This is a genomic window from Neptuniibacter sp. QD72_48, from assembly GCF_047778065.1.
Taxonomy (GTDB): Bacteria; Pseudomonadota; Gammaproteobacteria; order Pseudomonadales; family Balneatricaceae; genus Neptuniibacter.
Map to the genome: position 1 here is coordinate 760,578 of NZ_CP180547.1, position 23,296 is coordinate 783,873.

Here is a 23,296-nt window from a genome sequence, read left to right on the forward strand (position 1 = left end):
TGGCCTACTTTGGAGCGTTTAATCGTACTCTTTTCCTGTTTGAACAATCAGTACAGGAATCTTGGAATTACGCATCACTTGCTGGCTTGTATGGCTATGGTGACCAAATCGGTTTTCCGCGCCCATAACGATCATATCAGCATTTTCAGCTTGCGCAGCACCAAGAATAGAATCGGTTTGATTGCCTTCAGCAACCTTGTGCTCAATGTTAAGCACTACAGGCTTTTCTAAACTTTGCAGTTCGTCTTCACAGAATTTTTCAACACGTTCCTGCATGGTGTTGTGAATCTCTTTGATACCTTCGTCATGCATCTGCTTGATAAGATCTTCAGATACATAGTTTTGGATCAGTGCATGTCCCATCTCACCCATCGGCTCTACAACGTGCAGCATTACGATCTTGGCATCATTTAGAACTGCCTGGTTAACCGCTTGGCGGAATACAGGTCGAGTGTGTTTGCCCAAAGATGTTGCGTAAAGAATAGTTTTGATATCTGGAAGTGCCATGATCATTTCCTCAAAAACAGTCTTAGACTAAAGTATTGAATTTGGTCAGTTTAGCACTTCGTAAGTCGGTGCTCAGATTTACTCGACAATCTATAGACCTAGCTCAATATATAAATTTTTAGTTATATTTAATGCGGCGTACCGCAGCCACAGCGCGACTTTGGTGTTTTACCAATCCCTGGGTTAAACGTGTTTGTCGGGTCTAACGAGAAGTAGAAGTTCTGTAGCCCTTCTTCAGCTTCATATAGGTGGCCTACGTTATGCTCAGCAGGGTATTTCGCACCTTTCTGTGCAAGAAGCTCTAACATCATCTTCTTCACCGCTTTACCATCAGCGCCTTTCTTCAGAATGTAATCCTGATGGAAAACGTGACACATGAAATGACCGTAGTAGAGTGAGTGAACAATATGCTTGCTGATCTCTTCCGGTAGTTTTTCTACCCAATCCGGATCATTTCGACGAAGTGCAATGTCGAGTGCCAGAATATCTTCGACCTCATTCTGGTGGATGATCTGATAACGAATAGCGGCACCTGCAGCGGCAAAACGGTGTAGATAAGCTTTTTTGGCTTCATCTGCATCGCATTCGAAATAATCGCCAGACTGACTGTTACTGAAGAACTCTTTTAGAAACTTATCTGCTTCAGGGATACCACCGTCGCTCATTTTTAGCACGAGGTAGTGATCATACTTCTCGCGGAAATCGCGCATACGTTTTGGCAGAATATTTGGCCAGCATCGGCTCATAACCTGCATAACGCGATCTGGAATATCCTTCGGCAAGAAGCTGATCTTATTCAGTGCAGCAGAGATACGACCTTTCATAGCGAAAAGCTTTGGAAGCGGGTCGGTGCCAAAGTAGTTAATCATCATAAAAGTATCTTTGCCGTATTTTTCAGCAATGTCGTAGATATCTTTATGCATGTATTCTGCAACTTCAGGTAGATTATCGAAGTGTTGCAGAATATGGCGACGAATCTCTGTCAGTTCATTGGCATCATTGGTACCAATGTAATAAACCTGTTCTTTTTGTGCGACAGGGAAGGTATCTAAGCGCACAGCGAATACACCTACCTTGCCTGCGCAACCGCTGGATTCATATAAGCGGCTAGTATCAGCGTTGTAGCGTGCAGGTGAATCTGCATCTACATCGCGAACAATTTCAGGGTAATCGTTTGCCGATGCTTTTTGAGTGCTGGCTTTAACATCAGCGTCGGTAAAGTTTTTCTGTTCTAGATTTGTAAGGATCTCTTCGGGTGTTTCGCCTAGGTCAATACCAAGGTGATTCACCAATTCCAATTCGCCATTATCGTTAAGCTGAGCAAACAGAGAGAGCTCAGTATAAGCTGGCCCACGTTGAACCAAGGCACCGCCGGAGTTGTTTGCAATACCGCCAACAATTGAAGCGCCGATACAGGAAGAGCCAATGACAGAATGGGGTGCACGATTAATAGGCTTTAGCATCTTCTCAAGGGTGAATAGTGTCGCCCCAGGGAAGCTGATGATCTGCTTGCCTTCATCAATCAGGTAGATTTTGTTCATGCGCGTGGTGTTGATGACGATAATCTCACGATCATAGTCGTCACCACTTGGAGTGGAGCCTTCTGTCAGACCTGTGTTAGCGGCCTGCATAATCACAATCGTATCGGCTTTAATGCAGGTATCTAGAACCTTCCACTGTTCTAACAGTGTGGTTGGAAATACTACTGCAAGGGCAGAACCCTCGCCGGAGCGGAAACCTGTGCGATAGTGTTCGGTCTGGTTTTCTCCAGTAAGAACATTGTTCTCGCCAAGGATAGACCTTAACTGATCGAGAAGATCGTGGCTGGACATATGAAGTACTCTACTAGCTCTAAATGGCCTTAAGGCCTAATTATTATATATGTGTGCACTGGGCATCTTAGATACCCAGTGCTATTCAGTTATCTTAACTGTAGGCGATAGTTGGTAGCCAAAGAACGATCTGAGGCCAGAACACTAGTACCAGTAGCGCTGCTAACTGAAGAATAATGAAAGGAATTACACCTTTATAAATATCAGTGATCTTAACGTTTGGTGGGCATACCCCTTTAAGATAGAAAAGGGCAAACCCGACGGGGGGCGTTAAGAACGAGGTCTGCAAGGCCATGGCGACGAGCATGACGAACCAAACCAACTCTGGGTTATCGATACCCGGAGCCGTAATATCTAAGCCGAGAGCCGAAATTACAGGTGCCAATAGTGGCAAGATGATTAGCGTGATCTCGATCCAATCTAGGAAGAAACCTAGTAGGAAAATAACCGCTAGGATGAAGAAGATGATTCCATAAGGGCCAAATGGAAGGCCTGTTAGAAACTCTTCGATCATCTCATCGCCACCTAGTTCACGAAGAACAAGAGCGAAACATGTTGCACCAATGAAGATCGCGAAGATGTAGGCAGTTGTGTTCATTGTCCCGCCAACAACTTCATGCAGTACTTTGAAGCTAAACTTCTTGTTGTACATTGCTAGAAGCGTTGCACCAAATGCACCTACACCAGCGGCTTCGGTCGGCGTTGCAATACCCGCAAAGATAGAGCCTAGCACTACAATGATAAGAAGTAGTGTCGGAAGAACATCTTTTAGGACATTAAAGAAAATCTTTAGATCAACAGGTTTAGCATCATCCGGTATCGGCATGTGGCTTGGATTAATAAAGCCACGAGCAAGAATGTAGATAATGTAAAACGCGCCAAGCATAAGGCCTGGGAATACAGCGCCCATAAAGAGGTCACCAACTGACAGACCTAATTGATCGGCCATGATAACCAGCATGATGCTTGGTGGGATTAGGATGCCTAGCGTGCCTGCAGAAGCGATCGTACCTAGCGCAAGTGGCATGTTATAGCCTTGCTTAGTCATCGCTGGTAGTGACATAACCGCCAGTAGTACAACGGATGCACCGATGATGCCGGTGGATGCAGCTAGGATGATACCAATCGCTGTTACTGTAATCGCAAGACCGCCGTGAACACGACCAAATAGCTCCTGCATTGATTTCATCAAGCGTTCAGCAACGCCAGATTTATCAAGCATGATCCCCATAAATATGAACATGGGGAGGGCTACCAGAATCCAGTTTTCCATGATGGTCCATAGACGGTTAACTACAAGCCCAAGTGTGGTGTAGTCCAGACCTGTCATGGTATCCATGTATGTGTCTGTAAATTGCCCTAAAAAGGCAAAAATGATACCGATGCCGCCTAATACCCAAGCGACAGGTATACCTGTAAATAGAAGCGCGATGAACGACAGGAACATCGCGATTACGAGAACTTCATTCGCATCCATCAGTCATCACCTTTAATAATTAGAGTCAAATCACGAATAAAACGAGAGATAAGTGCTAATGCTAGTAAGCCAAAACTTACCGGAATAACACCTTTTATGATCCAGCGATACGGTAGGCCGGAAGCGGCTTCTGAGCCTTCGTTTACTCGATAGGATTCAGCAACGAAATCGATACTTTGCATAAAGATGATTGCAACAAATGGAAGAACCATCGTTGGGATGCTAATAACTTCGATCCAGCGCTTAGTGTTCGCCCTTAGGCGTGAATAGAACAGGTCTACGCGGATATGTGAATTTGTGGTTTGGGCATAAGAAAGACCAAACATTACGCCAATGGAATATAGGTGCCATTGCAGTTCTTCTAGGGCGATTAAGCCGCTAGCAAATCCTTTGCGCAAAATGACCTGCAGCATAATCACTAATACAAGAACTACATAGGTCCAAGCGATAGTGAGACCGATGCGTTTAATAAAATTATCTATCGCATCTGCGAGGGGCACTGGGGTCAGCTTTTCATTTTCAGTCACTGAAACTTACCTTCGCTACTTCTTATTAGATTCTTTGCCGAGTAGTGCTCACTCAAAAATCTAATTATTTATTTTTATAGATTACCTGTATGTACAGGCAAACAGGGCAGCCGAAGCTGCCCTGAAATTCTTCGGAGGGCTGGGCACCTTCCGAAGAGAGTCGTCTTACTTAGTTGCGCGTGGTAGGAATGCGTTAGCTTCCCAAAGGTCGTAACCTTTACGGAACGTGCTCATGTCATCCCATACTTTCTTGAAGAATGGATCAGCAGCAGTTTTCTCTGCAACTACTTCATCCCAAGTAGATTTGAAAGTGCTTAGCATTGTGTCGTTCCAGTAACGGATCTGAACGCCGTTGTCAGCTGCTTTCTGCATTACAGGGAACTGCATCGCTTCACCTTCAGCAATCGCGTTAGTCATAGACGCTTTACATGTTGTTTCAACAAGTGCCTTCTGACCTTTGCTCATCTTGCCCCAAGTGTCTTTGTTGATCAGTAGTTCGAATACTGTCGCCTGCTGGTGCCAGCCTGGGAAGTAGTTGTACTTAACGATCTTGTGGAAGCCTAGACGCTGGTCAATTGCAGGCTGAGAGAACTCAGATGCATCGATTGCACCTTTCTCAAGTGCACCGAAGATTTCGCCGCCTGGAAGTTGTACTGTGCCTACGCCCAGTTTTTCCATTACATCAGCACCTAGACCGAAGAAACGCATGTTAAGACCTTTTAGGTCTTCTGGTTTTTCGATTGGCTTAGAGAACCAACCAGATGTTTCTGGAGAGATAATCGCACAAGGAAGAACTTTAACGTTGTAGCCTGCTGTGTCGTACATCTCTTGGTAAAGGTTCATACCGTTACCGTAGTACAACCAAGCCATGTATTCGCCAGCTTCTGGGCCAAATGGAACTGCAGAGAAAAGTGCAGCTGCAGGCATTTTACCCTGCCAGTAACCAGCAGTAGAGTAACCAGAGTTAACTTTACCAGTAGAAACTGCGTCCAGAATCTCTTTAGGGCTAACCAACTTGCCTGGCTCATAAATTTTCATTTTCATTTTGCCGTCACTTACAAGCTTAAGCTGATCAGCAACCCAAACAATTGGAGTGCCTAGCGCTGGTAGGTGAGAACCGAAAGCAATTGGAGTTTTTAGAAGTAGTTTGTCAGAAGCTTGAGCTGGAGCTGTCGTACCTGCAATAGCAGCAGTAACCACAGCTGCAGAGATCAGAGACTTGGCGAACTTTTTCATGTCACATCCTCTAAGAGATTCATTTTTTTATATTTAGTATTGAGATGCAGGAGGAGAGGGTATTGGGATGATAAGACCTCTGCTGCGCTGCAGTAATCTCAATTGGTAATACCAATTTACCATAAGAGATATGCTACTGTATTTTTTTTGAGCAAGGTCTGTCAATGTTTTTTTGCTGTTAAATGACTATAGTCCAGATTTATAACATTGGTGAAATCTATTTCATAGTCAGCATTTATATAGGCTCTGTGAATAGGATAAATGTGGTAAATAAAATTATTCCGCTTAGGCTATTGTGTTGCTAATGTAGAATAAATTACTATTGATATTGGTCTTACCAATATAATTTGAGTGTGAAAGATGAGTTACAACCGGGTTAAGCAGCCAAAGATTTCTGACGTAATCATGGAACAGATGGAAGCCATGATTTTGGAAGGGACGTTAAAGCCAGGACAAAAATTACCACCTGAGCGCGAACTTGCAAAGCAGTTTGAAGTATCTAGGCCTTCGCTTAGAGAAGCAGTTCAAAAATTGGCGGCTAAGGGTTTGCTAATCAGTCGCCAGGGCGGTGGTACTTATGTCTCTGAAGATTTGGGTGGTTCCTTCTCTGATCCACTGCTTGAGTTATTTCGAACCCACCCTGAAGCTCAATATGATCTGCTAGAGTTTCGTCATGCTTTAGAAGGTGTTGCAGCTTATTATGCGGCCCTGCGAAGTACGCCTGCGGACAAAGAGGCGATCTTGAAGTGTTACGACGATCTTCAGCGCTATCATGATACGAAAGACATTCAGAAAGAGGTATATGCTGATGTGGACTTCCATTTGGCAATCGCTGCCTCAACTCACAACATGGTTCTTCTGCATATGATGCGAGCGTTGTTTAATCTGCTGCGCGAACATATCTGGGACAACCTTAAAAACATCTACCCGAACTCAGATTACCGCGAAAAGATCCATGATCAGCATAAAGTGCTGATGGATGCGATTTTAGAAGGTGATCCTGAAAAGGCGCGTCAGGCAGCTCATCACCATCTGGCTTATGTCGAAGAGGCGTTGTTGGAAGGTGAGCGTGAAAATACACGTTTAGAGCGTGCTCTGCGCCGAGCTAATATTTAATTCTTGTACATAAACTACACAAATAAGTGGCCATTTTAGTTTTTTGATACGTTTTGAGTATAAATGTAGACATAAGTACTAATTTAAATGTAGTATTACTACAAAACTAATATTATAAGGTCTGTTTAGTCATTCAGCTGCTACTTTTAATGTAACAAGTTGGTTTGGTTAACAAAGATCAGATTACAAAAAAATACATGCTGCGTTAACTTTTTAGAGTGGAGAGGTCAAAGTGCAAGACATTATTGATGACGTTGATCCAATTGAAACCCAAGAGTGGTTGGATGCGCTGGAATCAGTTGCAAAGAATGATGGCGACGATCGTGCCAAATACATACTGCGTAAGTTAGGTGAAAAAGCCAATGATATGGGCGTAAGCTCAGGTACGGCACTGACTACACCTTATCGCAATACTATTTCTGTTAAAGATGAATCACGTATGCCGGGCGACCTGTTTATGGAGCGCCGTATTCGTTCTTTCATTCGTTGGAACGCAATGGCAATGGTTATGCGTGCTAACGACAACGAAGATGGCCTAGGTGGCCACATTTCATCTTTCTCCTCTTCTGCAACGCTATACGATATCGGTTTTAACTACTTCTTCCGTGGTAATGAAGGCGGTCAGGAATCTGATATGGTCTTCTTCCAAGGCCATATCTCTCCAGGTATCTACTCTCGTGCATACCTAGAGGGTCGTTTAACTGAAGAGCAGATGGATAACTACCGCCGTGAAGTTGATGGCAACGGTCTTTCATCTTATCCACACCCTTGGTTGATGCCTGACTTCTGGCAGTTCCCAACCGTATCTATGGGTCTTGGTCCAATTCAGGCGATCTACCAAGCACACGTTATGCGTTATCTTTCTGCGCGTGAATTGATTAATCGTGGTGATCGTAAGGTATGGGCTTTCCTAGGTGACGGTGAGTGTGATGAGCCAGAATCTCTAGGTGCTATCTCTCTTGCGGGTCGTGAGCAGCTTGAAAACCTGATCTTCGTAGTTAACTGTAACCTACAGCGTCTTGATGGTCCTGTCCGTGGTAACGGCAAGATTGTTCAAGAGCTAGAAGGTATCTTCCGCGGCGCTGGTTGGAACGTTATCAAATGTCTATGGGGTCGTCATTGGGACGCCCTGTTCGAAAAAGACACTAAAGGTCTTCTTCAAAAACGCTTTGACGAAGTTTGTGACGGTGAGTTGCAAAACTACAAGGCTAATGGTGGTGCGTACACTCGTGAGCACTTCTTCGGTAAGTACCCAGAACTACTAGAGATGGTTTCAGATCTATCTGATGATGACATCATGAATCTGAACCGTGGTGGTCATGACCCATACAAAGTATTTGCAGCATACAACGAAGCGGTAAATCACAAAGGTCAGCCAACTGTAATCCTTGCGCAGACTGTCAAAGGTTACGGTACGGGTAAATCGGGCGAAGCGAAAAACGACACGCACTCGATGAAGAAAGTAGCGATGGACGATCTTAAAGATTTCCGTGATCGCTTTAATATTCCACTATCTGATGATCAGTTGAAGGAAGTGCCTTACTACCGTCCAGCACCTGATTCACCAGAAATGAAGTATATGTTCGAGCGTCGTGAAAGCTTGGGTGGTTTCTACCCAGTGCGTCGCACAGAGTTCGAAAAACTAGAAACGCCGCCATTGTCTGATTTTGATGGTCAGTTGAAAGACAGTGGTAAGCGCGCAGCCTCTACTCAAATGGTTCTTAACCGTGTGATGAGCACGCTGGTTAAAAACAAAAACATGGGTGAGCGTGTTGTGCCAATCGTACCTGATGAAGCACGTACGTTCGGTATGGAAGGTATGTTCCGTCAGTTGGGTATCTACACTTCTGAAGGTCAGCGCTATGTACCACACGATTCTGACCAGATCATGTTCTACAAAGAATCTAAAACAGGTCAGATTCTAGAAGAAGGTATCAACGAAGCGGGTGCGATGTCTGCATGGATGGCTGCGGCTACATCCTATGCAAACAACAACTGCACAATGGTTCCGTTTTACATTTACTACTCTATGTTCGGTTTCCAGCGTGTGATGGATTTGGCGTGGGCTGCAGGTGATATGCAGGCTCGTGGCTTCCTGATCGGTGCTACCTCTGGTCGTACAACGCTAAACGGTGAAGGTCTGCAGCACCAGGATGGTCACAGCCATCTGATGGCTCAGATGATTCCGAACTGTAAGTCCTACGATCCAACCTATGGCTACGAGCTAGCTGTGATTGTTCAGGACGGTCTACGTCGCATGTATCAGGATCAGGAGAACTGCTTCTACTACATCACGACAATGAACGAAAACTACCACCACCCAGCAATGCCACAAGGTGCTGAAGACGGCATCATCAAAGGTATGTACTTGCTGAAAGAGGGTAAGGGTTCCGATAAGAAAGTTCAGCTAATGGGCTGTGGCACGATCCTTCGTGAAGTTGAAGCTGCGGCTGAAATTCTAAGCGAAGAGTTTGGTGTTGAGTCTGATATCTGGAGCACAACATCGATCAACGAACTGCGACGTGATGCGATGTCAGTAGCTCGTGAGAACATGCTGAACCCAGAAGCTGAGCAGAAGAAAGCTTACGTAACTCAGTGCATCGAAAGCCGTGGTGAAGGCCCAGTTATCGCATCGACTGACTACATGCGCTCTTATGCTGATCAGCTACGCGAATACATTCCTCGTAACTTTAAGGTGCTAGGTACAGATGGCTACGGCCGCTCTGATACACGTACTAAGTTGCGTGAATTCTTTGAAGTTAACCGTTACTACGTTGTTCTGGCTGCGCTAAGAGCACTCCAGGAAGAAGGCAAGGTTGAAGGCGAAGTTGTCGCTAAAGCCATGCAGAAGTTCAACATCAACCCGGCTAAACCGGCACCGTGGACTGTTTAAGTCTGCGATGAGCTTCTTAACAGCTTAGAACTGGAGGAATTCAAAGTGAGTATTATCACAATTACTGTGCCAGACCTATCAGGTTCCACAGATGTTGATGTTGTTGAAGTGCTGGTAAATGACGGCGACACCATCAGCGAAGGCGATAGCCTGATTGTTCTGGAAACAGATAAAGCATCCATGGAAGTGCCAGCGACTCATAGCGGTGTGGTTGTATCCATGAAGGTCAATGTTGATGACCAAGTAAACGAAGGTGATCTTCTGCTTGAGCTTGATACAGGTGCTGCTGCATCTGAAGCTCCTGCCGCAGAAGAGGCACCTGCGCCGGTTGCTGCACCAGAAGCTGCACCGGCTCCAGCTGCTGCGCCTGCAGCCGCTTCTGCCGTTGAAAATGTACTGATCCCTGATCTGTCTGGTGCAACTGATGTAGATGTTGTTGAAGTACTAGTAAAAGACGGTGACACAGTATCTGAAGGCGATAGCCTGATCGTACTGGAAACAGATAAAGCATCTATGGAAGTGCCAGCACCTAAAGATGGTGTTGTGGTTTCTATGAAGATCAACGTTGATGATCAAGTTAACGAAGGTGATCTTCTGATGGAGCTGCAAGTAGGTGGTTCTGCTGCTTCTCCTGTAGGAGGCCAGCCTCTGGCCGAAGAATCTGCTCCAGCTCCAACTCAGGAAGCTGCGCCTGCGCCAGCACCTGTTGCAGGTGGTAAAGAGAACGTGCTTATCCCTGATCTATCGGGTGCGAGCGATGTAGACGTTGTTGAAGTATTAGTAAAAGACGGCGACAGCGTTGAAGAAGGCGATAGCCTAATCGTTCTAGAAACAGATAAAGCATCTATGGAAGTGCCAGCACCTAAAGCAGGTACGGTTGTTTCCATGAAGATCAACGAAGGCGATACGGTAAACGAAGGTGATCTGCTGCTAGAACTTGAGGTTTCTGGTGGTGCGGCGCCTGCACCTGCGGCTCCTGCTGCTGCGCCAGCTCCTGCGGCATCTGCCCCTGCGGCTCCAGCTCCAGCTCCGGCTAAGCCTGCGCCTGCTGCGGGTAAGGTTGATCTTGCTGCGCTAGAGAAGAAAAACAAAACAGTTCATGCTGGCCCTGCTGTTCGTGCCGTTGCCCGTGAATTCGGTGTTGATCTGTCTCTTGTAGCTGGTACAGGCCGTCGTGGTCGTATCGTTAAAGAAGATGTTCAGGCATATGTTAAAGGTGCTCTGAAACAGCTCGCTGAAGCGCCAAAAGGCGGTGCGGTAACGGGTGGTTCAGGTATCCCGGCTATCCCTGAGGTGGATTTCAGCAAGTTTGGTGAAGTGGAAGTCGAGAAACTTAGCAAAATCGCTAAAGTTACACGCGACAACATGAGCCGCTGCTGGTTGAACATTCCGCATGTGACTCAGTTCGATAAGGCTGATATCACTGATCTGGAAGCGTTCCGTAAAGAGATGAAGGATGAGGCAGCGAAGTCTGGCGTTAAGCTAACACCGCTGCCGTTTATGCTAAAAGCCATTGCTATCGCATTGAAAGAGCATCCGAAGTTCAATGCTTCTCTGCACGCTGATGGCGAGCACATTGTTTACAAAAAGTATGTAAACATCGGCATGGCTGTAGATACGCCTAACGGTCTGATGGTTCCTGTAATTAAGGATGCAGACAAGAAGAGTATCTACGAGCTTTCTAAGGAAGCGATCGAGTTAGCTGGTAAAGCTAAAGACCGTAAGCTTAAACCTGATGAAATGCAGGGTGCATGCTTCACAATCTCTAGCCTCGGTGGCATTGGTGGTACTGGCTTTACGCCAATCGTTAATGCGCCAGAAGTGGCGATTTTGGGTGTGTCTAAAGCTGATATTGAACCGCGCTGGAATGGCAAAGAGTTCGAACCACGTAAGATGTTGCCTCTGTGTCTATCTTACGATCACCGCGCTATCAATGGTGGTGATGCAGGTAAGTTCCTAACCTACCTAAACGGCTTGCTAAGCGACATCCGCCGCCTAGTTCTCTAATAAGCAAGTTTTCCACTCTCTTGGCTCGCGCCTCTTCGGAGGCGACTTTTTAGAGTGAAAAAAACAAACGGCGACTCTGTGCAGGAGGTCGCCGTTTTTTATGTTTGAATCATAGAAATAACTTTTTCATTTTTAATGGGTATAATGCGCCACATCTTCTAATTCATATTAATCATCAAGGAAAGGCTGCTCAGTGCTTTTGAGAGCGGAAGGGAATTGAAATGAACGTTACTGTATTTGGTATTGGCTATGTTGGGCTTGTTCAGGCAGCTATTCTAGCCGATGTTGGACATAATGTTGTTTGTGTAGATGTAGATCAGGATAAGGTATATAACCTTAAAAAGGGTATTATCCCGATATACGAGCCAGGCTTAACGCCCATTGTAGAAAGTAATTTTGCTGAAGGGCGCTTGCACTTCACAACTGATGCTGCAGAAGGCATTGCTCACGCTGAGCTGCAATTTATAGCGGTGGGTACACCGCCAGATGAAGATGGTTCTGCTGACCTAAAATATGTTCTAGCTGTAGCTGAGACTATAGCGTCGCATATGGAATCACCAAAGATCATAGTGGATAAATCCACTGTGCCTGTCGGAACCGCCGATAAGGTTTCTGCGAAAATAGCTTCAGTCTTGGAAGCACGTGGAAAGGACTTTTCTTATCACGTGGTATCAAACCCTGAATTCCTAAAAGAAGGGGCTGCAGTCAATGATTGCATGCGCCCAGATCGTATCGTTATAGGTACAGATAGTCAGCATGTAGAAACTCAAATGCGTGAGCTGTATGCGCCATTTAATCGTAATCATGATCGTATGATTTTTATGGATGTGCGCAGTGCTGAGCTTACTAAGTATGCAGCTAACTGCATGCTGGCAACCAAAATCAGTTTTATGAATGAGTTGTCACAGCTTGCTGAACGTTTAGGTGCGGATATTGAAAACGTTCGCCGAGGAATCGGCTCAGATGAGCGTATTGGCTATCATTTTATCTATCCAGGTTGTGGTTATGGTGGTTCTTGTTTCCCTAAAGACGTTCAAGCGCTTGTACGCACAGCAGATGGTATTGATTACGACGCGAAGCTGTTGAAGTCTGTAGAGGCAGTAAATTATCAACAGAAAGAAGTGCTCTTCAATCGTGTTTTTAACTACTTTGAGGGTAATTTGGCAGGTAAAACAATCGCGCTTTGGGGATTATCATTTAAACCAAATACCGATGATATGCGTGAGGCTTCCAGTCGAGTGCTTATGGAAAATCTATGGGCGAACAACGCAAAAGTTCGTGCATTTGACCCTGAAGCAATGGAAGAAACTCAACGAATTTATGGTATTCGAGATGATCTTGAGCTTGTCGGTACTAAAGAGGCTGCGCTTCAAGGGGCTGATTTATTGATTATCTGTACTGAGTGGAAAGCGTTTAGAGTGCCTGACTTTGCACAAATAAAAGAAGCGCTTGTTAACCCGGTTATTGTCGATGGGCGTAATATGTATGACCCAGAGCAAGTGGAGCGACACGGCCTTGAATATTACGGCATTGGTCGTGGTAGAAGCATTGCTCAGGCCTAATCTTAAGCGCGGTTCAGCCGCGCTTTTTGCTAATTAAACGCAGAAAGCTTTTGTTGGAATAAAATATGAAATTTTTGGTAACTGGGGCAGCGGGTTTTATCGGTTTTTATACGGTTGCTCGCTTGTGTGAAGCAGGGCATCAGGTTGTTGGTTTAGATAATTTAAATGATTACTATGATGTAGGCCTTAAACACGCTCGTCTCAAGGAGCTGGCACCTTACGAAGATTTTCGTTTTCTAGAGCTAGATCTTGCTGATCGAGAGGGGATGGAAAAGCTTTTTAAAGAAGAAAAGTTTGACCGTGTCATTCATCTTGCAGCTCAGGCGGGTGTTCGCTACTCGCTAGAAAATCCTTTTGCTTATGTTGATTCCAATCTTGTGGGTATGATGACTATCTTAGAAGGATGTCGTCAGAACAATGTAGAGCACTTGGTGTACGCCTCATCCTCATCTGTTTATGGCATGAACACCAAAATGCCATTCTCAACGGTAGATGGTGTAGACCACCCAGTTTCTCTTTATGCTGCGACTAAAAAATCAAATGAGTTAATGGCTCATTCCTATTCGCATTTATACGATATCCCAACCACTGGCCTGCGTTTCTTTACCGTATATGGCCCTTGGGGGCGTCCTGATATGGCTCCATTTCTGTTTACAGACGCCATCTTAAATGATCGCCCTATTAAAGTGTTTAACCACGGTAAAATGCGCCGTGATTTCACTTATATTGATGATATTGTCGAAGGTGTTATTCGAATTCAAGATGTAGTGCCGAGTCGTGATAACGAAAGGCAGATGGATAATCCTTCATCAAGTAAGGCGCCTTACCGTGTCTTCAATATTGGCAATAATGAGCCCATCGAATTGATGGAGTTCATACAAGCCATTGAAAGTGCAGCGGGTAAAGAGGCTGTTAAAGAGTATCTGCCAATGCAGCCTGGGGATGTACCGGCGACGTATGCCGACGTATCCGATCTTGAGAAAACGGTTGGTTTTAAGCCAAGTACATCAATCCAAGATGGTATGAATAAGTTTGTAGATTGGTACAAAGGTTATTATCAGCCTTAAATCTTAACTGCATAATTTCACAAGGATGTGGGGATGCAAAAAGGGAGTTTTTAAGCGCGCCTGAAAGGGCGCATTTATTCTCTAATCTTTACTTGTAAAGGTAGTGAAAGGTTTTTCCAGCTCTTGCTGAGTCAAGCATGTAGTTATCCTTCGGGCGCGCTTAACGTCTTGAGTGAAAAATATCAGAATTTATCGTTGTAGGGGGGGGCGCTCTGAAAGCGAATAACTTGATTAGATGCGCCCGAAAGAGGTTATTGCAAGAAAGTCTCTTTAAACCATCCCCAAATACCTAATGAAAACCCCGGGAATAGGTCAATTCCTGCGGCTGACTTTACTAGATATATAATTAATAGTCCTAGTAATGTTGAGAACAGAATAAAAGTAAACGTCAGGGCTGTTTTTACCATTAAGTTGATCTGACGCTCCCGACGGCTCAGGCTGCGTCGGTTCCGACCCAATAGAAATACAAAATAATAGCGCCAAGTCCAGATGTTAATAGTACCTCGAATATCTACAGGGTGTTTTCCCCACCAAAAGCTACTTTCAATGCATTAAGCTGCTCTTGCGTGAAACTATCTTGTATATCTGCAGGTAGGCGTTGCATTAGACCATTTTCGAACCAGTCTTTCTGCGCAGGTTCTTTTGTTATGTTATCCATTCTTTCCCTTAGATTTCCTTGTAGAGCCTGAGCTGTATTGCTGTAGATAGGTTAGTGAAGGGTGATTAGTCCGCTGAAAAGTATTTTAACCCTCGTACTGGTACCCGCGGGCACGAGAGGTAGTTATCTATAAACTTCCTTTTTCTTTCTACCGGATTTTTGATAAACCGCAATCCAAGCTAAAGCAAGGACCACAATAAATGTCAGGGCATTAGCAGGCATCTGTAAATTAAAGTCCACCGTTGCATGAATCAGCATGGCTAATATCGACATGGATGAGCCAAATGCTATACCCCTTAGAACCTTGTTCTTGCGTTTATACTGAGCATAAAGTCCAGCTCCTAAGCTAGATAGCATTAATAAAGCGAGAGGTAAGGCTCCTATCACGCCAAATTCAGATAAAAATTCTAAATAGTCATTGTGGGTGTTTACATAAAAGCCGCGACCTACGTCTTCAGATCTGTGTTCAGGAAAAGCGGTATAAAAGGAACCTGCACCAGTGCCTGTTAGCGGTTGTAATCTAACCATTTCAAGAGTCGTAAGTGCCACCTCATCGCGCGACTCCTTTTCAACGCTGGTGGTTTGTAATCGCTCAGCAACTTTATCTATACCGAAGAAGGTGCCAACTACAAATATGTCTAAGATAAGTAGGCTTGTTAATAAAACGATCATACCGCGTGTTGCTTTGCGGCTAAGGATTAAACCGATAACTCCAATGATCATCAAACTAGCAAAGAATGAGGTATTACCCATTCTGGAGTGAGTCATTACTAGCCCGGCTACGATTATAAGAAGGGATATTCTGAGGATTGTTTTTTTAGATAATAGGGCTGCTAACCAACGGCGGCCTCGTTCGCGCCAGTTGTGAGAGCCTTCATCGTTTAGCGTAGATATCATCAAGCCGATACCAATGGAGACGCACATAACCAGATAGCCAGCTTGACTGTTACGGTTAATAAACGTACCTGTGGAAACGCCCTGATAACTATCTTTAGGTATAAAGAACGTAAATTCGTATCCACTTAAAGTCATTAGGCTGCCATAGACGGCTTGAAATAGTCCACAGCCAACGAGCGTGTAACCAAGGTAAAGTAGTCGTTTTCTGGAATTTAGAAGCTGTAGGGAGAGTATAAAAAAACAAACTAACGTCCAGCCAAATAGGCTGTGATGGAGGCTATCGTTAGGTGAAACTGATAGGCCGTTGATCGGTATAGCTTGTATAGAGGTCCAGCCCGTAGCAATTGCTAGTAACGCTATGGCAGGCCATGATTTTTTTAAAGGACGAGATAGCTGTGTTTGTTCTCTTAATAAATTATATAAAAACAGACCAAATAAAGTAAAAACCAATACTATCAGTAGCGACATGGACCAGAGACGATTACTAGCCAATGGTAGCGGGGCCCAAACAAGAATAAACAGGTAAAGATAGAACAGGCGGCTATGAGAACTTGTGTCCATACAAATACATCTAGATGCGACTATTAACTGATTGAATGATCATACCACTCTTGAAGTTGGAGCTCACTCATTTGCTTCTCACAGGTCATCTTGATAGTAGCTCATCCTTTTGCACCTCATAGGTCATCTTGGTAGGAGCTCACCCCGTGAGCGATAATGTCGTGGGTTTAGTGATAAATATCCGCTTATAGCTTGCAGGATACCTTCTTTAAAAGGGTTGTGTAGGGTGAAGCACCTGACCTATAGTCTTAGTCGCTAATTCAATAAAAAAGCGCCTATATGGGCGCTTCTTGAAATGACTTAGGTTGGGCTTGGGTTGCCACCACCGCCACCACCGCCGCTACTCCCGAATGGAGGAGGGGATACAGGAGTTCCTGTTTGGCCTGGTGCAATGCCCAATCCTTGACCTTGACCTTGACCTTGACCTTGACCTTGACCTTGGGCGTTATTCCCACCTGCAGCTGTTGCTTCACCAACCTCAGAAGGATCAGCACCTGCAAGAATTGCAACTTGTTCCATCGCTACTCTATCTGCACCTGCCGCAGTAGCAGCATTTACAACTGCACCAGCATTCATGCCAGAATCGATAGCAGCAGTAACGATGGCGTCCATCAAGGATGCATCTGCAACAGAAATTTGTTGCATTATTTGGTCAACGGTTAGGCCTTCAGCCTGTGCATTTGCGACGATCTCAGCCGGAGAAAGGCCAGCTTCAACATCTGATGCGATATCAGCATATGCAGCAGAAAATGGCAGCATGATCCCAACTGCTAAAGAAATTATTGTGCGACGCATCTAACACTCCTTGTCGAATGAGTGGTTGAATTTTAGGCAATAGTAACAGTTAACCAACTATGGTTCCAACTATACAAAGTTATAAAACGTCCAATTTCATGAGTTTCTAAGTAACTTCTTGTTTAGTTATGGCTAATTAGAGAGCTATTACATTAAGCATTAGAGCTTCATGTCTATATGGGCTATGAAAACAACCAACGAAGAGCATGTTTAATTCAAAAAACATCAAGGAAACCGACTCAATTTCCGATTTATACCTTGGTATTGATGTTGTGCAACTGCAATAAATGTGGATTGCTGAATGTATTCTGAACAATTAGAATGCATGCATGTGCCTAAGGAGTATGGATAGTTTGGCACTGTAAAGGACATTACAATGGATATTAGTACCCCGAGTACGGGTGCTACGGCTAGTTATCGTCGTAGTAAACGTCTGCTTAAAAATCATGAGTCTCTTGTTGCTCTCTTTCAGTTATCAACTGACATAATCGTAGCTGTCGTACTGCTGTACTTGTTCGCTTCTTTTAAAATGGAAGAATTTCCCGCGGCGTACAGAGTACTTGCGGTCATTGCCTCTTTTTGTATTTGGTTTATATACAGTGCACGCGGTGTGTATCGTCAATCTTCGGATTATTTTCGTGGTTGCCTAAGGCTGACAGGTGCCTGGGCAATGATGCTCCTGCTTCTATCCTTAATCGGTTTTATAACCAAAACGTCCGAAATATTTTCTCGAGAGGTACTGTTGCTTTGGGCTATGTCGATTCTATTTGCTCAAAATACTTCTTATTGCTTGGTGAGCTATTGTTCTAAAAAGTACAAAGAAAATTATGAGCGTAACCTGCCGACCCTTGTAATAGGTACTGGCTCAGTCGCTCAGCATCTAGTCGAAAGCTTGAATAAAAACCGCTGGCTTCCAGATAAGGTAATAGGTTGTGTTAAAAGCTTAGAAAAAGACGAAACAGCAAGAGTTTCAGGGGTGAAAGTTTTAGGCGGACTAGAGAATATACGATCCTTAATCAAAGAGCATGATATTCGAAGAATCTATATTGCTCTACCTATGAAAGCGTCGGAACAAATTGATGGGTTGAATATTGACCTGCTAGACATGAATGTCGATGTGATCTGGGCGCCAGATATATTTGCACTTAATCTAATCAATCACTCAGTACGAGAAGTAGCGGGTATACCGCTTATATCAATTAATGAAAGTCCACTTACCTCTTCTCGAATATCAATGGTGATGAAAGAGCTAATGGATCGTTCATTAGCTGCAATCGGCTTGGTTTTACTGTCACCAGTTATGATTTGGGTGGCCTATAAAGTTAAAAAGTCTTCTCCAGGCCCAGTATTTTTTAAGCAGGAAAGGCACGGTTGGGATGGAAAGATTATAAAGGTGTGGAAGTTCCGCAGTATGAAACTTCATGTAGAGGAAAACGGCGAAGTTACCCAAGCAACTAAAGAAGATCCTCGTATTACTGAAATAGGCAAACTGATTCGAAAAACCTCTTTGGACGAACTCCCTCAACTTCTAAATGTATTGCAAGGAAGTATGTCGTTGGTAGGGCCAAGACCGCATGCAGTCGCTCACAATGACTACTACTCAGATAAAATTAATGCTTATTTAGCACGGCACCGAATTAAGCCCGGTATTACAGGCTTGGCTCAAATAAGCGGTTATCGTGGTGAAACAGAAACCATTGATAAAATGGAAAAGCGAGTGGAATACGATCTTGCTTATATCAATAACTGGTCGTTGCTATTGGATTTGAAGATCCTTTTGAAAACGCCGATGAGTTTGTTATCTAAAGACATATACTAGAGTTTGATAAGGGTTTGATCGTGAAAACAGGTTGTATCGATGGATAAGATCGAAAATCTACTTAAAAATTTATTTGACGCAAATTCGAGGCATTATATTCGTAAGGATATTGTTAAAAGATTACCGTCTTGTTTATTGGAAGTGATGGATTCAGAGTTTAAATTTCTTTACCCAGATTATTATCGGGATGGAAAAGTTGTGTTTATACATGTGCCTAAAGCTGCAGGTACTAGTATAGCGGAAACGTTATATGGCAGATCAATTACACATCATACAGCTGACCACTTTAGGAAGGCTAATAGAAAGTTATATTCAGATAGCTTTACTTTCTCTGTTGTACGTAATCCATATGAAAGACTTGTATCGGCATATAAATTTGCAAAAGCTGGAGGGACGAAAAGAGTACCAATAAGGAATCCTGAACTATATACCGGTAAGGATTTTTCAAACTTTGAAAATTTTGTTAAAAATTGGTTAGTAAGGAAGGATATAAACAATATAGACTTTGTATTTCAACCACAATGGATTTATGTGTGTGATAAGAAGTCAAAAATAATTGTGGATAGATTGTATGATGTTAAAGATCTATCAGCATGTGAAATAGAACTTAGTAATCAACTAGGGCATGATGTGTTTTTCCCTAAAGTGAATAGCACTGGGAATGAAGATTATAGAGATTACTATAATGATGGCTTGGTTAAGGAGGTGAAGGAAATTTACTATAAAGATTTTGAGGTATTACCATTTTCTGAACAATGGGAAAGATATTTTTGAATATGCAAGCTGTAAAATTTAAAGAGCTTGTTTTTATTATGTTGGGATTCTGTCTTGGGCAGGGCTCAATGTTTTTTGCTCAAACTTATTTGATATATCAAGGGGATATCGGGCTTGTAGGGCAAGCAGGAATTACTATTGGTCTTTTTTCTCTTATTTATTGGTTTTCAGATTTTGGTGGTGTTTATCTTTTGTCAAAATACTTATCTGATAACAGTAATAGGTTTAATTATTATTTGTGTGTAAGGCTGGTTAGCAACTTTTTTCTTTGTTTGCTAATGGTGGTTGTCGGTGGTTCGGTTGAATATTTAGAGAGTTATAGTTTTTTATTTTATTTAGGCGGTATAGTTTTTTTATCTGGTTCATGCAATTTTGCAGGTGTATTTGATTATAAGAAAAAAAATAAATTTGCCGGTTTGCTACAGGCTATACCATGGGTGTTAGCGTCGGTATTTCTTGTGTTCTCTGGTAACCCGATTGAGTATATGTGTTTAGGTTATGTTTTAGGTGTGGTTTTAATATCGTTTGTACAAGTTTTGCTGTGTAGGAAGTACATAGTTGGATTGCTGGATAGTAAGGGGTTATCCAGCGGTACTTATTTTAAAAAAGTCATTGGTGAGATGTATAGTTATAATTTGTCGTTCTTAGTTACTCAATTATTCGGAAGGGTTGTACCTATATTCGTTCAGGCTAGTATGGGTCAGGCTGTTGCTGGTACATATATTTACGCGAAAAATATAATTAACATGATGTCGCAGTTTGTTGCTTTTGCTAGAAGGGCTGACTTTTCTTCTATGTATGAACTTGATAAAGCGAAGTTTTGTGTTGTTGAGCTAATATTCAATCAGAGATTGAGTTTTATTGTTGGTTTCTTGGGCTTTTCTCTTCTGTTACTTCTATCATTAATACTGATTTTAATAGATTTTGGTTATAGAGATATAATTATAACGCTTGTTTATCTTGATTTTGTGTTTTTGTTTTACTTGGTTTCTTCCGTGTTTTCTCAATATATGATAGTGGCAGATATGTCATTCGCTAGGGGCGTGGTTCAAACTGTATTTTTATTGTTAGGGATGATTGTGATCTATTTCTTTGTTGAGGATTATGGTTTGGAGGTTATTTATTTTGTAGAAGCAGCTTTATATGTTATGAGTGGCTTGGTTTTTTGGCTGCTTTTAATCAGGGAAAGAAAAGAGGGGATTTGATTATATGATTCTTGCTCTTTTGATATACATTTTTTTGGTGTTTTGTTTATTGTGTTATTTATTTAATCAAAGCAGGTCTATTTCACTTGGCTTTATTTTTGTCATGTTTGTGGGGTTTTATCATTCTGTTGGGGTTCTATATTACGTATTGCTGGAAGAAAAGGTCTGGATTTATTTTCCGTATCTAGACTCGAGCGCGGAAGACTTTTTCTATGCTGTGTCTGTAAGCTTGCTTATAATATTTTCCTTTATGATTGGTTGGTTTTTTTCTTTTAAAAGGGAAAAAGGGGGGGGGAAGGTAGATACCTATAATTTATTTAAGGGTATGAAATCATTGGAGTTATTGTTGACTTCTTTATCGGTAGTATTATTTTTAGTTTTTTTTGTTTTTGCTGGTAGTGGGTATATTGAGTCGAGCATAGGTTACGATACTGAAGCAAGTGTGTTTAGGTCTTTGGGGCATACTAGTGGGATATTATTTATGCTGGTTGCTGGTTATGCTTATTCACTTAAAACTTCTAATAAATTATATTTGATTTTAGGTTTTGTTGTTGTTGTTGCTTATTTATCTAAGGGAAGTAGGGTTGGGGCTATTGGCCCTTTCTTGTTTTATTTAGGTGTATATCTTGCTGATCCCAATAAACGGTTAGGGCTTTGTTTTTCTGCAATTCTCGTCCCGTTATTGATGGTTTTTCCTTTGTATATAAGGGAAGGGTATTATTTTGGGTTGATGAATTTAGTTGGTACTTTTTTTTCTTTTGATTTTTGGGCTTATAATTACTTTGAATATTTGTTTAGGGTTATAGGTAATTTTTCAAGTTCTTTCTTTATTTTTTCTGATAGTTTGATTTTAGTAAATGAAAAGTTTGGGGTGGGGGATTTATTTGTATCCTTTGATCCTCGGTCTGGTTTTTCATCGGGTTGGACCCAGGTTTTTGAAGAGTATAGAGTTAATTCTTTTATACCATTTAGTTCGTTGGCTGAGATGGCTGGTGTGTCCTTGTTATTATGCGCTGTTTATTATTTTTTATTAGGAGGAGTTGTCGGTTTCTTAGATAAAAATATTAATAGAGGTGTTTATATTTACTATTTGGTTTTTCCTTCTGTTTTTATGTATATGATCTTGATGCATCAGTATAATTTGAGATCAGTCAATAGGTTTTTGTATTTGTCATTTTTTATTTTAATCACGATTTATCTGATTAGGAAGGTTTTTCGGCATGGAAAAGCTTAAAAAGTACAAGGTTGGCTTTGTGTCCAGTAGTGTAGGGGCCTCTGGTGGAGGGGTCTCTCAAGTTGTATCTAAACATGTGGAATATGGTGCTAAACATTTTGAATGCTGTTCTTTCTCGCCAATTATAGATGAAGCCAGTTACTTACCTGATACGGCTTGTTCTATTCAATCTAAGTCATTATTTTCAGGGAAGTTTTCTATTTATCCCTCAATGATTAAGGATATTTGCTCGAATGATGTTGATATCTTGCATCAGCATGGGATTTGGAATTTTGTTTCAATTGCAGTCAACTTTGCAAAAAAAAAAACAGGTATTCCTTATGTTATCAGTACTCACGGGATGCTAGACCCTTGGATTCTTGAAAAGTCTCCTGAAATAAAACACCTTCTGTCTTACCTCTTTCAAGAAAAAAATATTTCCTCTGCAAGTCTTATTCATGCATTGACGTTAAAAGAATTAGAGCAAATAAGAAGCTTTGGTTATACGGGTGATGTGGCTGTTATTCCAAATGGAATAGATTTACAGAATTTTGAACCAAAAACACTTAAATCTTCTGAAATAAAGTTTCTTTATCTTGGACGTTTGGATAAGAAGAAGAATGTCTTAAATCTAATAAAAGCTTTTCAAGAAATTACAAGAAAATATTCAGATGTTTGTCTTGATATTTATGGATGGGGGGATGCTTCCTACATAGAGAAGTTGATCTTAGACTCTAATGAAAGTGATCGAATTAATATTCATGGTCCTGTTTTTGGAAGTGATAAAGAAGCTGCTTTTGTCGGAGCCAATTTTTTTATTTTGCCTTCATTAAGTGAAGGTTTACCCATGGCTGTTCTTGAGGCTTGGTCTTATGGATTACCCTCTTTAATAAGCAAAGATTGTAATCTTGAAATTGGATTTGAAGCCAATGCTGCTATTACCTTGGGTACTAGTGTCGGTGATATCATTAACGATGTTATTGTCGCTTTAGAAATGGGGCCAGCTGATTATGAAAAAATGTCAGCTTCAAGTTTGAGGTTAGTAAGAGATGAATTTAGTTGGGATCAGGTTTCCGACCAACTTCATGCTGCTTACCTTTGGATTATTAACAAAGATGAAAAGCCTAGCTTTATATATTGAATGAATGGA

The 23,296-nt window shown here is 42.4% G+C and carries 18 protein-coding genes; 10 read left to right on the forward strand and 8 right to left on the reverse strand.

The genetic code is table 11. From position 1 onward, the window contains the following. Window positions 1-18: 18 nt before the first annotated feature. From ACMXYX_RS03280 to ACMXYX_RS03300, 5 genes are all read right to left on the reverse strand, one after another. Window positions 19-507, reverse strand: a complete 489-nt coding sequence (locus tag ACMXYX_RS03280; RefSeq protein ID WP_415883580.1) for a universal stress protein — start codon at window positions 505-507, stop codon at window positions 19-21. Window positions 508-635: 128 nt separating this feature from the next. Beyond that, window positions 636-2,339: a D-lactate dehydrogenase gene (dld, locus tag ACMXYX_RS03285; RefSeq protein ID WP_415897564.1), complete on the reverse strand. Its 1,704-nt coding sequence runs from the start codon at window positions 2,337-2,339 to the stop codon at window positions 636-638. Window positions 2,340-2,433: 94 nt separating this feature from the next. After that, window positions 2,434-3,816 carry a TRAP transporter large permease gene (locus ACMXYX_RS03290; protein WP_415883582.1) on the reverse strand — a complete coding sequence of 461 codons (1,383 nt, stop codon included), beginning with the start codon at window positions 3,814-3,816 and terminating at the stop codon, window positions 2,434-2,436. Continuing rightward, window positions 3,816-4,343, reverse strand: coding sequence for a TRAP transporter small permease subunit (locus tag ACMXYX_RS03295; protein ID WP_415883583.1), 528 nt, complete (start codon window positions 4,341-4,343; stop codon window positions 3,816-3,818). The genes ACMXYX_RS03290 and ACMXYX_RS03295 overlap by 1 nt, the downstream gene beginning before the upstream one ends. Window positions 4,344-4,508: 165 nt before the next feature. Then, entirely contained in the window at window positions 4,509-5,579 is a 1,071-nt protein-coding gene (locus ACMXYX_RS03300) for a TRAP transporter substrate-binding protein (protein ID WP_415883584.1), read from the reverse strand. 360 nt (window positions 5,580-5,939) lie between these two features. Between ACMXYX_RS03300 and pdhR the strand changes: the two genes are divergently transcribed. The 5 genes from pdhR to ACMXYX_RS03325 all read left to right on the forward strand — a co-directional run bounded on the left by pdhR (window position 5,940) and on the right by ACMXYX_RS03325 (window position 14,224). Next, on the forward strand, window positions 5,940-6,695 hold the full coding sequence (gene pdhR, locus ACMXYX_RS03305) for a pyruvate dehydrogenase complex transcriptional repressor PdhR (protein WP_415883585.1): 756 nt from the start codon (window positions 5,940-5,942) through the stop codon (window positions 6,693-6,695). A 232-nt stretch (window positions 6,696-6,927) separates the two neighbouring features. Then, entirely contained in the window at window positions 6,928-9,588 is a 2,661-nt protein-coding gene (gene aceE, locus ACMXYX_RS03310) for a pyruvate dehydrogenase (acetyl-transferring), homodimeric type (RefSeq protein WP_415883586.1), read from the forward strand. Between the two features lie 45 nt (window positions 9,589-9,633). Continuing rightward, window positions 9,634-11,595, forward strand: coding sequence for a dihydrolipoyllysine-residue acetyltransferase (aceF, locus tag ACMXYX_RS03315; protein ID WP_415906471.1), 1,962 nt, complete (start codon window positions 9,634-9,636; stop codon window positions 11,593-11,595). 221 nt (window positions 11,596-11,816) lie between these two features. Continuing rightward, the gene (locus ACMXYX_RS03320) at window positions 11,817-13,157 is read left to right on the forward strand and encodes a UDP-glucose dehydrogenase family protein (RefSeq protein ID WP_415897566.1); all 1,341 of its coding nucleotides are present in this window, start codon (window positions 11,817-11,819) and stop codon (window positions 13,155-13,157) included. Window positions 13,158-13,222: 65 nt separating this feature from the next. Further along, window positions 13,223-14,224, forward strand: coding sequence for an NAD-dependent epimerase (locus tag ACMXYX_RS03325; RefSeq protein WP_415897567.1), 1,002 nt, complete (start codon window positions 13,223-13,225; stop codon window positions 14,222-14,224). 511 nt (window positions 14,225-14,735) lie between these two features. Here the strand turns inward: ACMXYX_RS03325 and ACMXYX_RS03330 are convergent. The 3 genes from ACMXYX_RS03330 to ACMXYX_RS03340 form a co-directional block, all read right to left on the reverse strand. Next, complete coding sequence (locus ACMXYX_RS03330) at window positions 14,736-14,882, reverse strand: hypothetical protein (RefSeq protein ID WP_415906472.1); 147 nt, start codon at window positions 14,880-14,882, stop codon at window positions 14,736-14,738. A gap of 123 nt (window positions 14,883-15,005) precedes the next feature. Continuing rightward, window positions 15,006-16,340, reverse strand: a complete 1,335-nt coding sequence (locus tag ACMXYX_RS03335; protein WP_415906473.1) for an O-antigen ligase family protein — start codon at window positions 16,338-16,340, stop codon at window positions 15,006-15,008. A gap of 300 nt (window positions 16,341-16,640) precedes the next feature. After that, the gene (locus ACMXYX_RS03340) at window positions 16,641-17,135 is read right to left on the reverse strand and encodes a hypothetical protein (protein WP_415906474.1); all 495 of its coding nucleotides are present in this window, start codon (window positions 17,133-17,135) and stop codon (window positions 16,641-16,643) included. A 376-nt stretch (window positions 17,136-17,511) separates the two neighbouring features. On the opposite strand from ACMXYX_RS03340, the gene ACMXYX_RS03345 reads away from it, so the two are divergent. Genes ACMXYX_RS03345 through ACMXYX_RS03365 form a run of 5 tightly spaced genes read left to right on the forward strand, consistent with a single transcriptional unit; the run spans window position 17,512 to window position 23,287 of the window. Next, window positions 17,512-18,954, forward strand: a complete 1,443-nt coding sequence (locus tag ACMXYX_RS03345; RefSeq protein WP_415906475.1) for an undecaprenyl-phosphate glucose phosphotransferase — start codon at window positions 17,512-17,514, stop codon at window positions 18,952-18,954. Window positions 18,955-18,993: 39 nt separating this feature from the next. Then, window positions 18,994-19,728, forward strand: coding sequence for a sulfotransferase family 2 domain-containing protein (locus ACMXYX_RS03350; protein WP_415906477.1), 735 nt, complete (start codon window positions 18,994-18,996; stop codon window positions 19,726-19,728). After that, entirely contained in the window at window positions 19,725-20,933 is a 1,209-nt protein-coding gene (locus ACMXYX_RS03355) for a hypothetical protein (protein WP_415906478.1), read from the forward strand. The genes ACMXYX_RS03350 and ACMXYX_RS03355 overlap by 4 nt, the downstream gene beginning before the upstream one ends. Before the next feature lie 4 nt (window positions 20,934-20,937). Further along, the gene (locus tag ACMXYX_RS03360; protein WP_415906479.1) at window positions 20,938-22,167 is read left to right on the forward strand and encodes a hypothetical protein; all 1,230 of its coding nucleotides are present in this window, start codon (window positions 20,938-20,940) and stop codon (window positions 22,165-22,167) included. Next, window positions 22,154-23,287 carry a glycosyltransferase gene (locus ACMXYX_RS03365; RefSeq protein ID WP_415906480.1) on the forward strand — a complete coding sequence of 378 codons (1,134 nt, stop codon included), beginning with the start codon at window positions 22,154-22,156 and terminating at the stop codon, window positions 23,285-23,287. The genes ACMXYX_RS03360 and ACMXYX_RS03365 overlap by 14 nt, the downstream gene beginning before the upstream one ends. The last annotated feature ends 9 nt before the right edge of the window (window positions 23,288-23,296 follow it).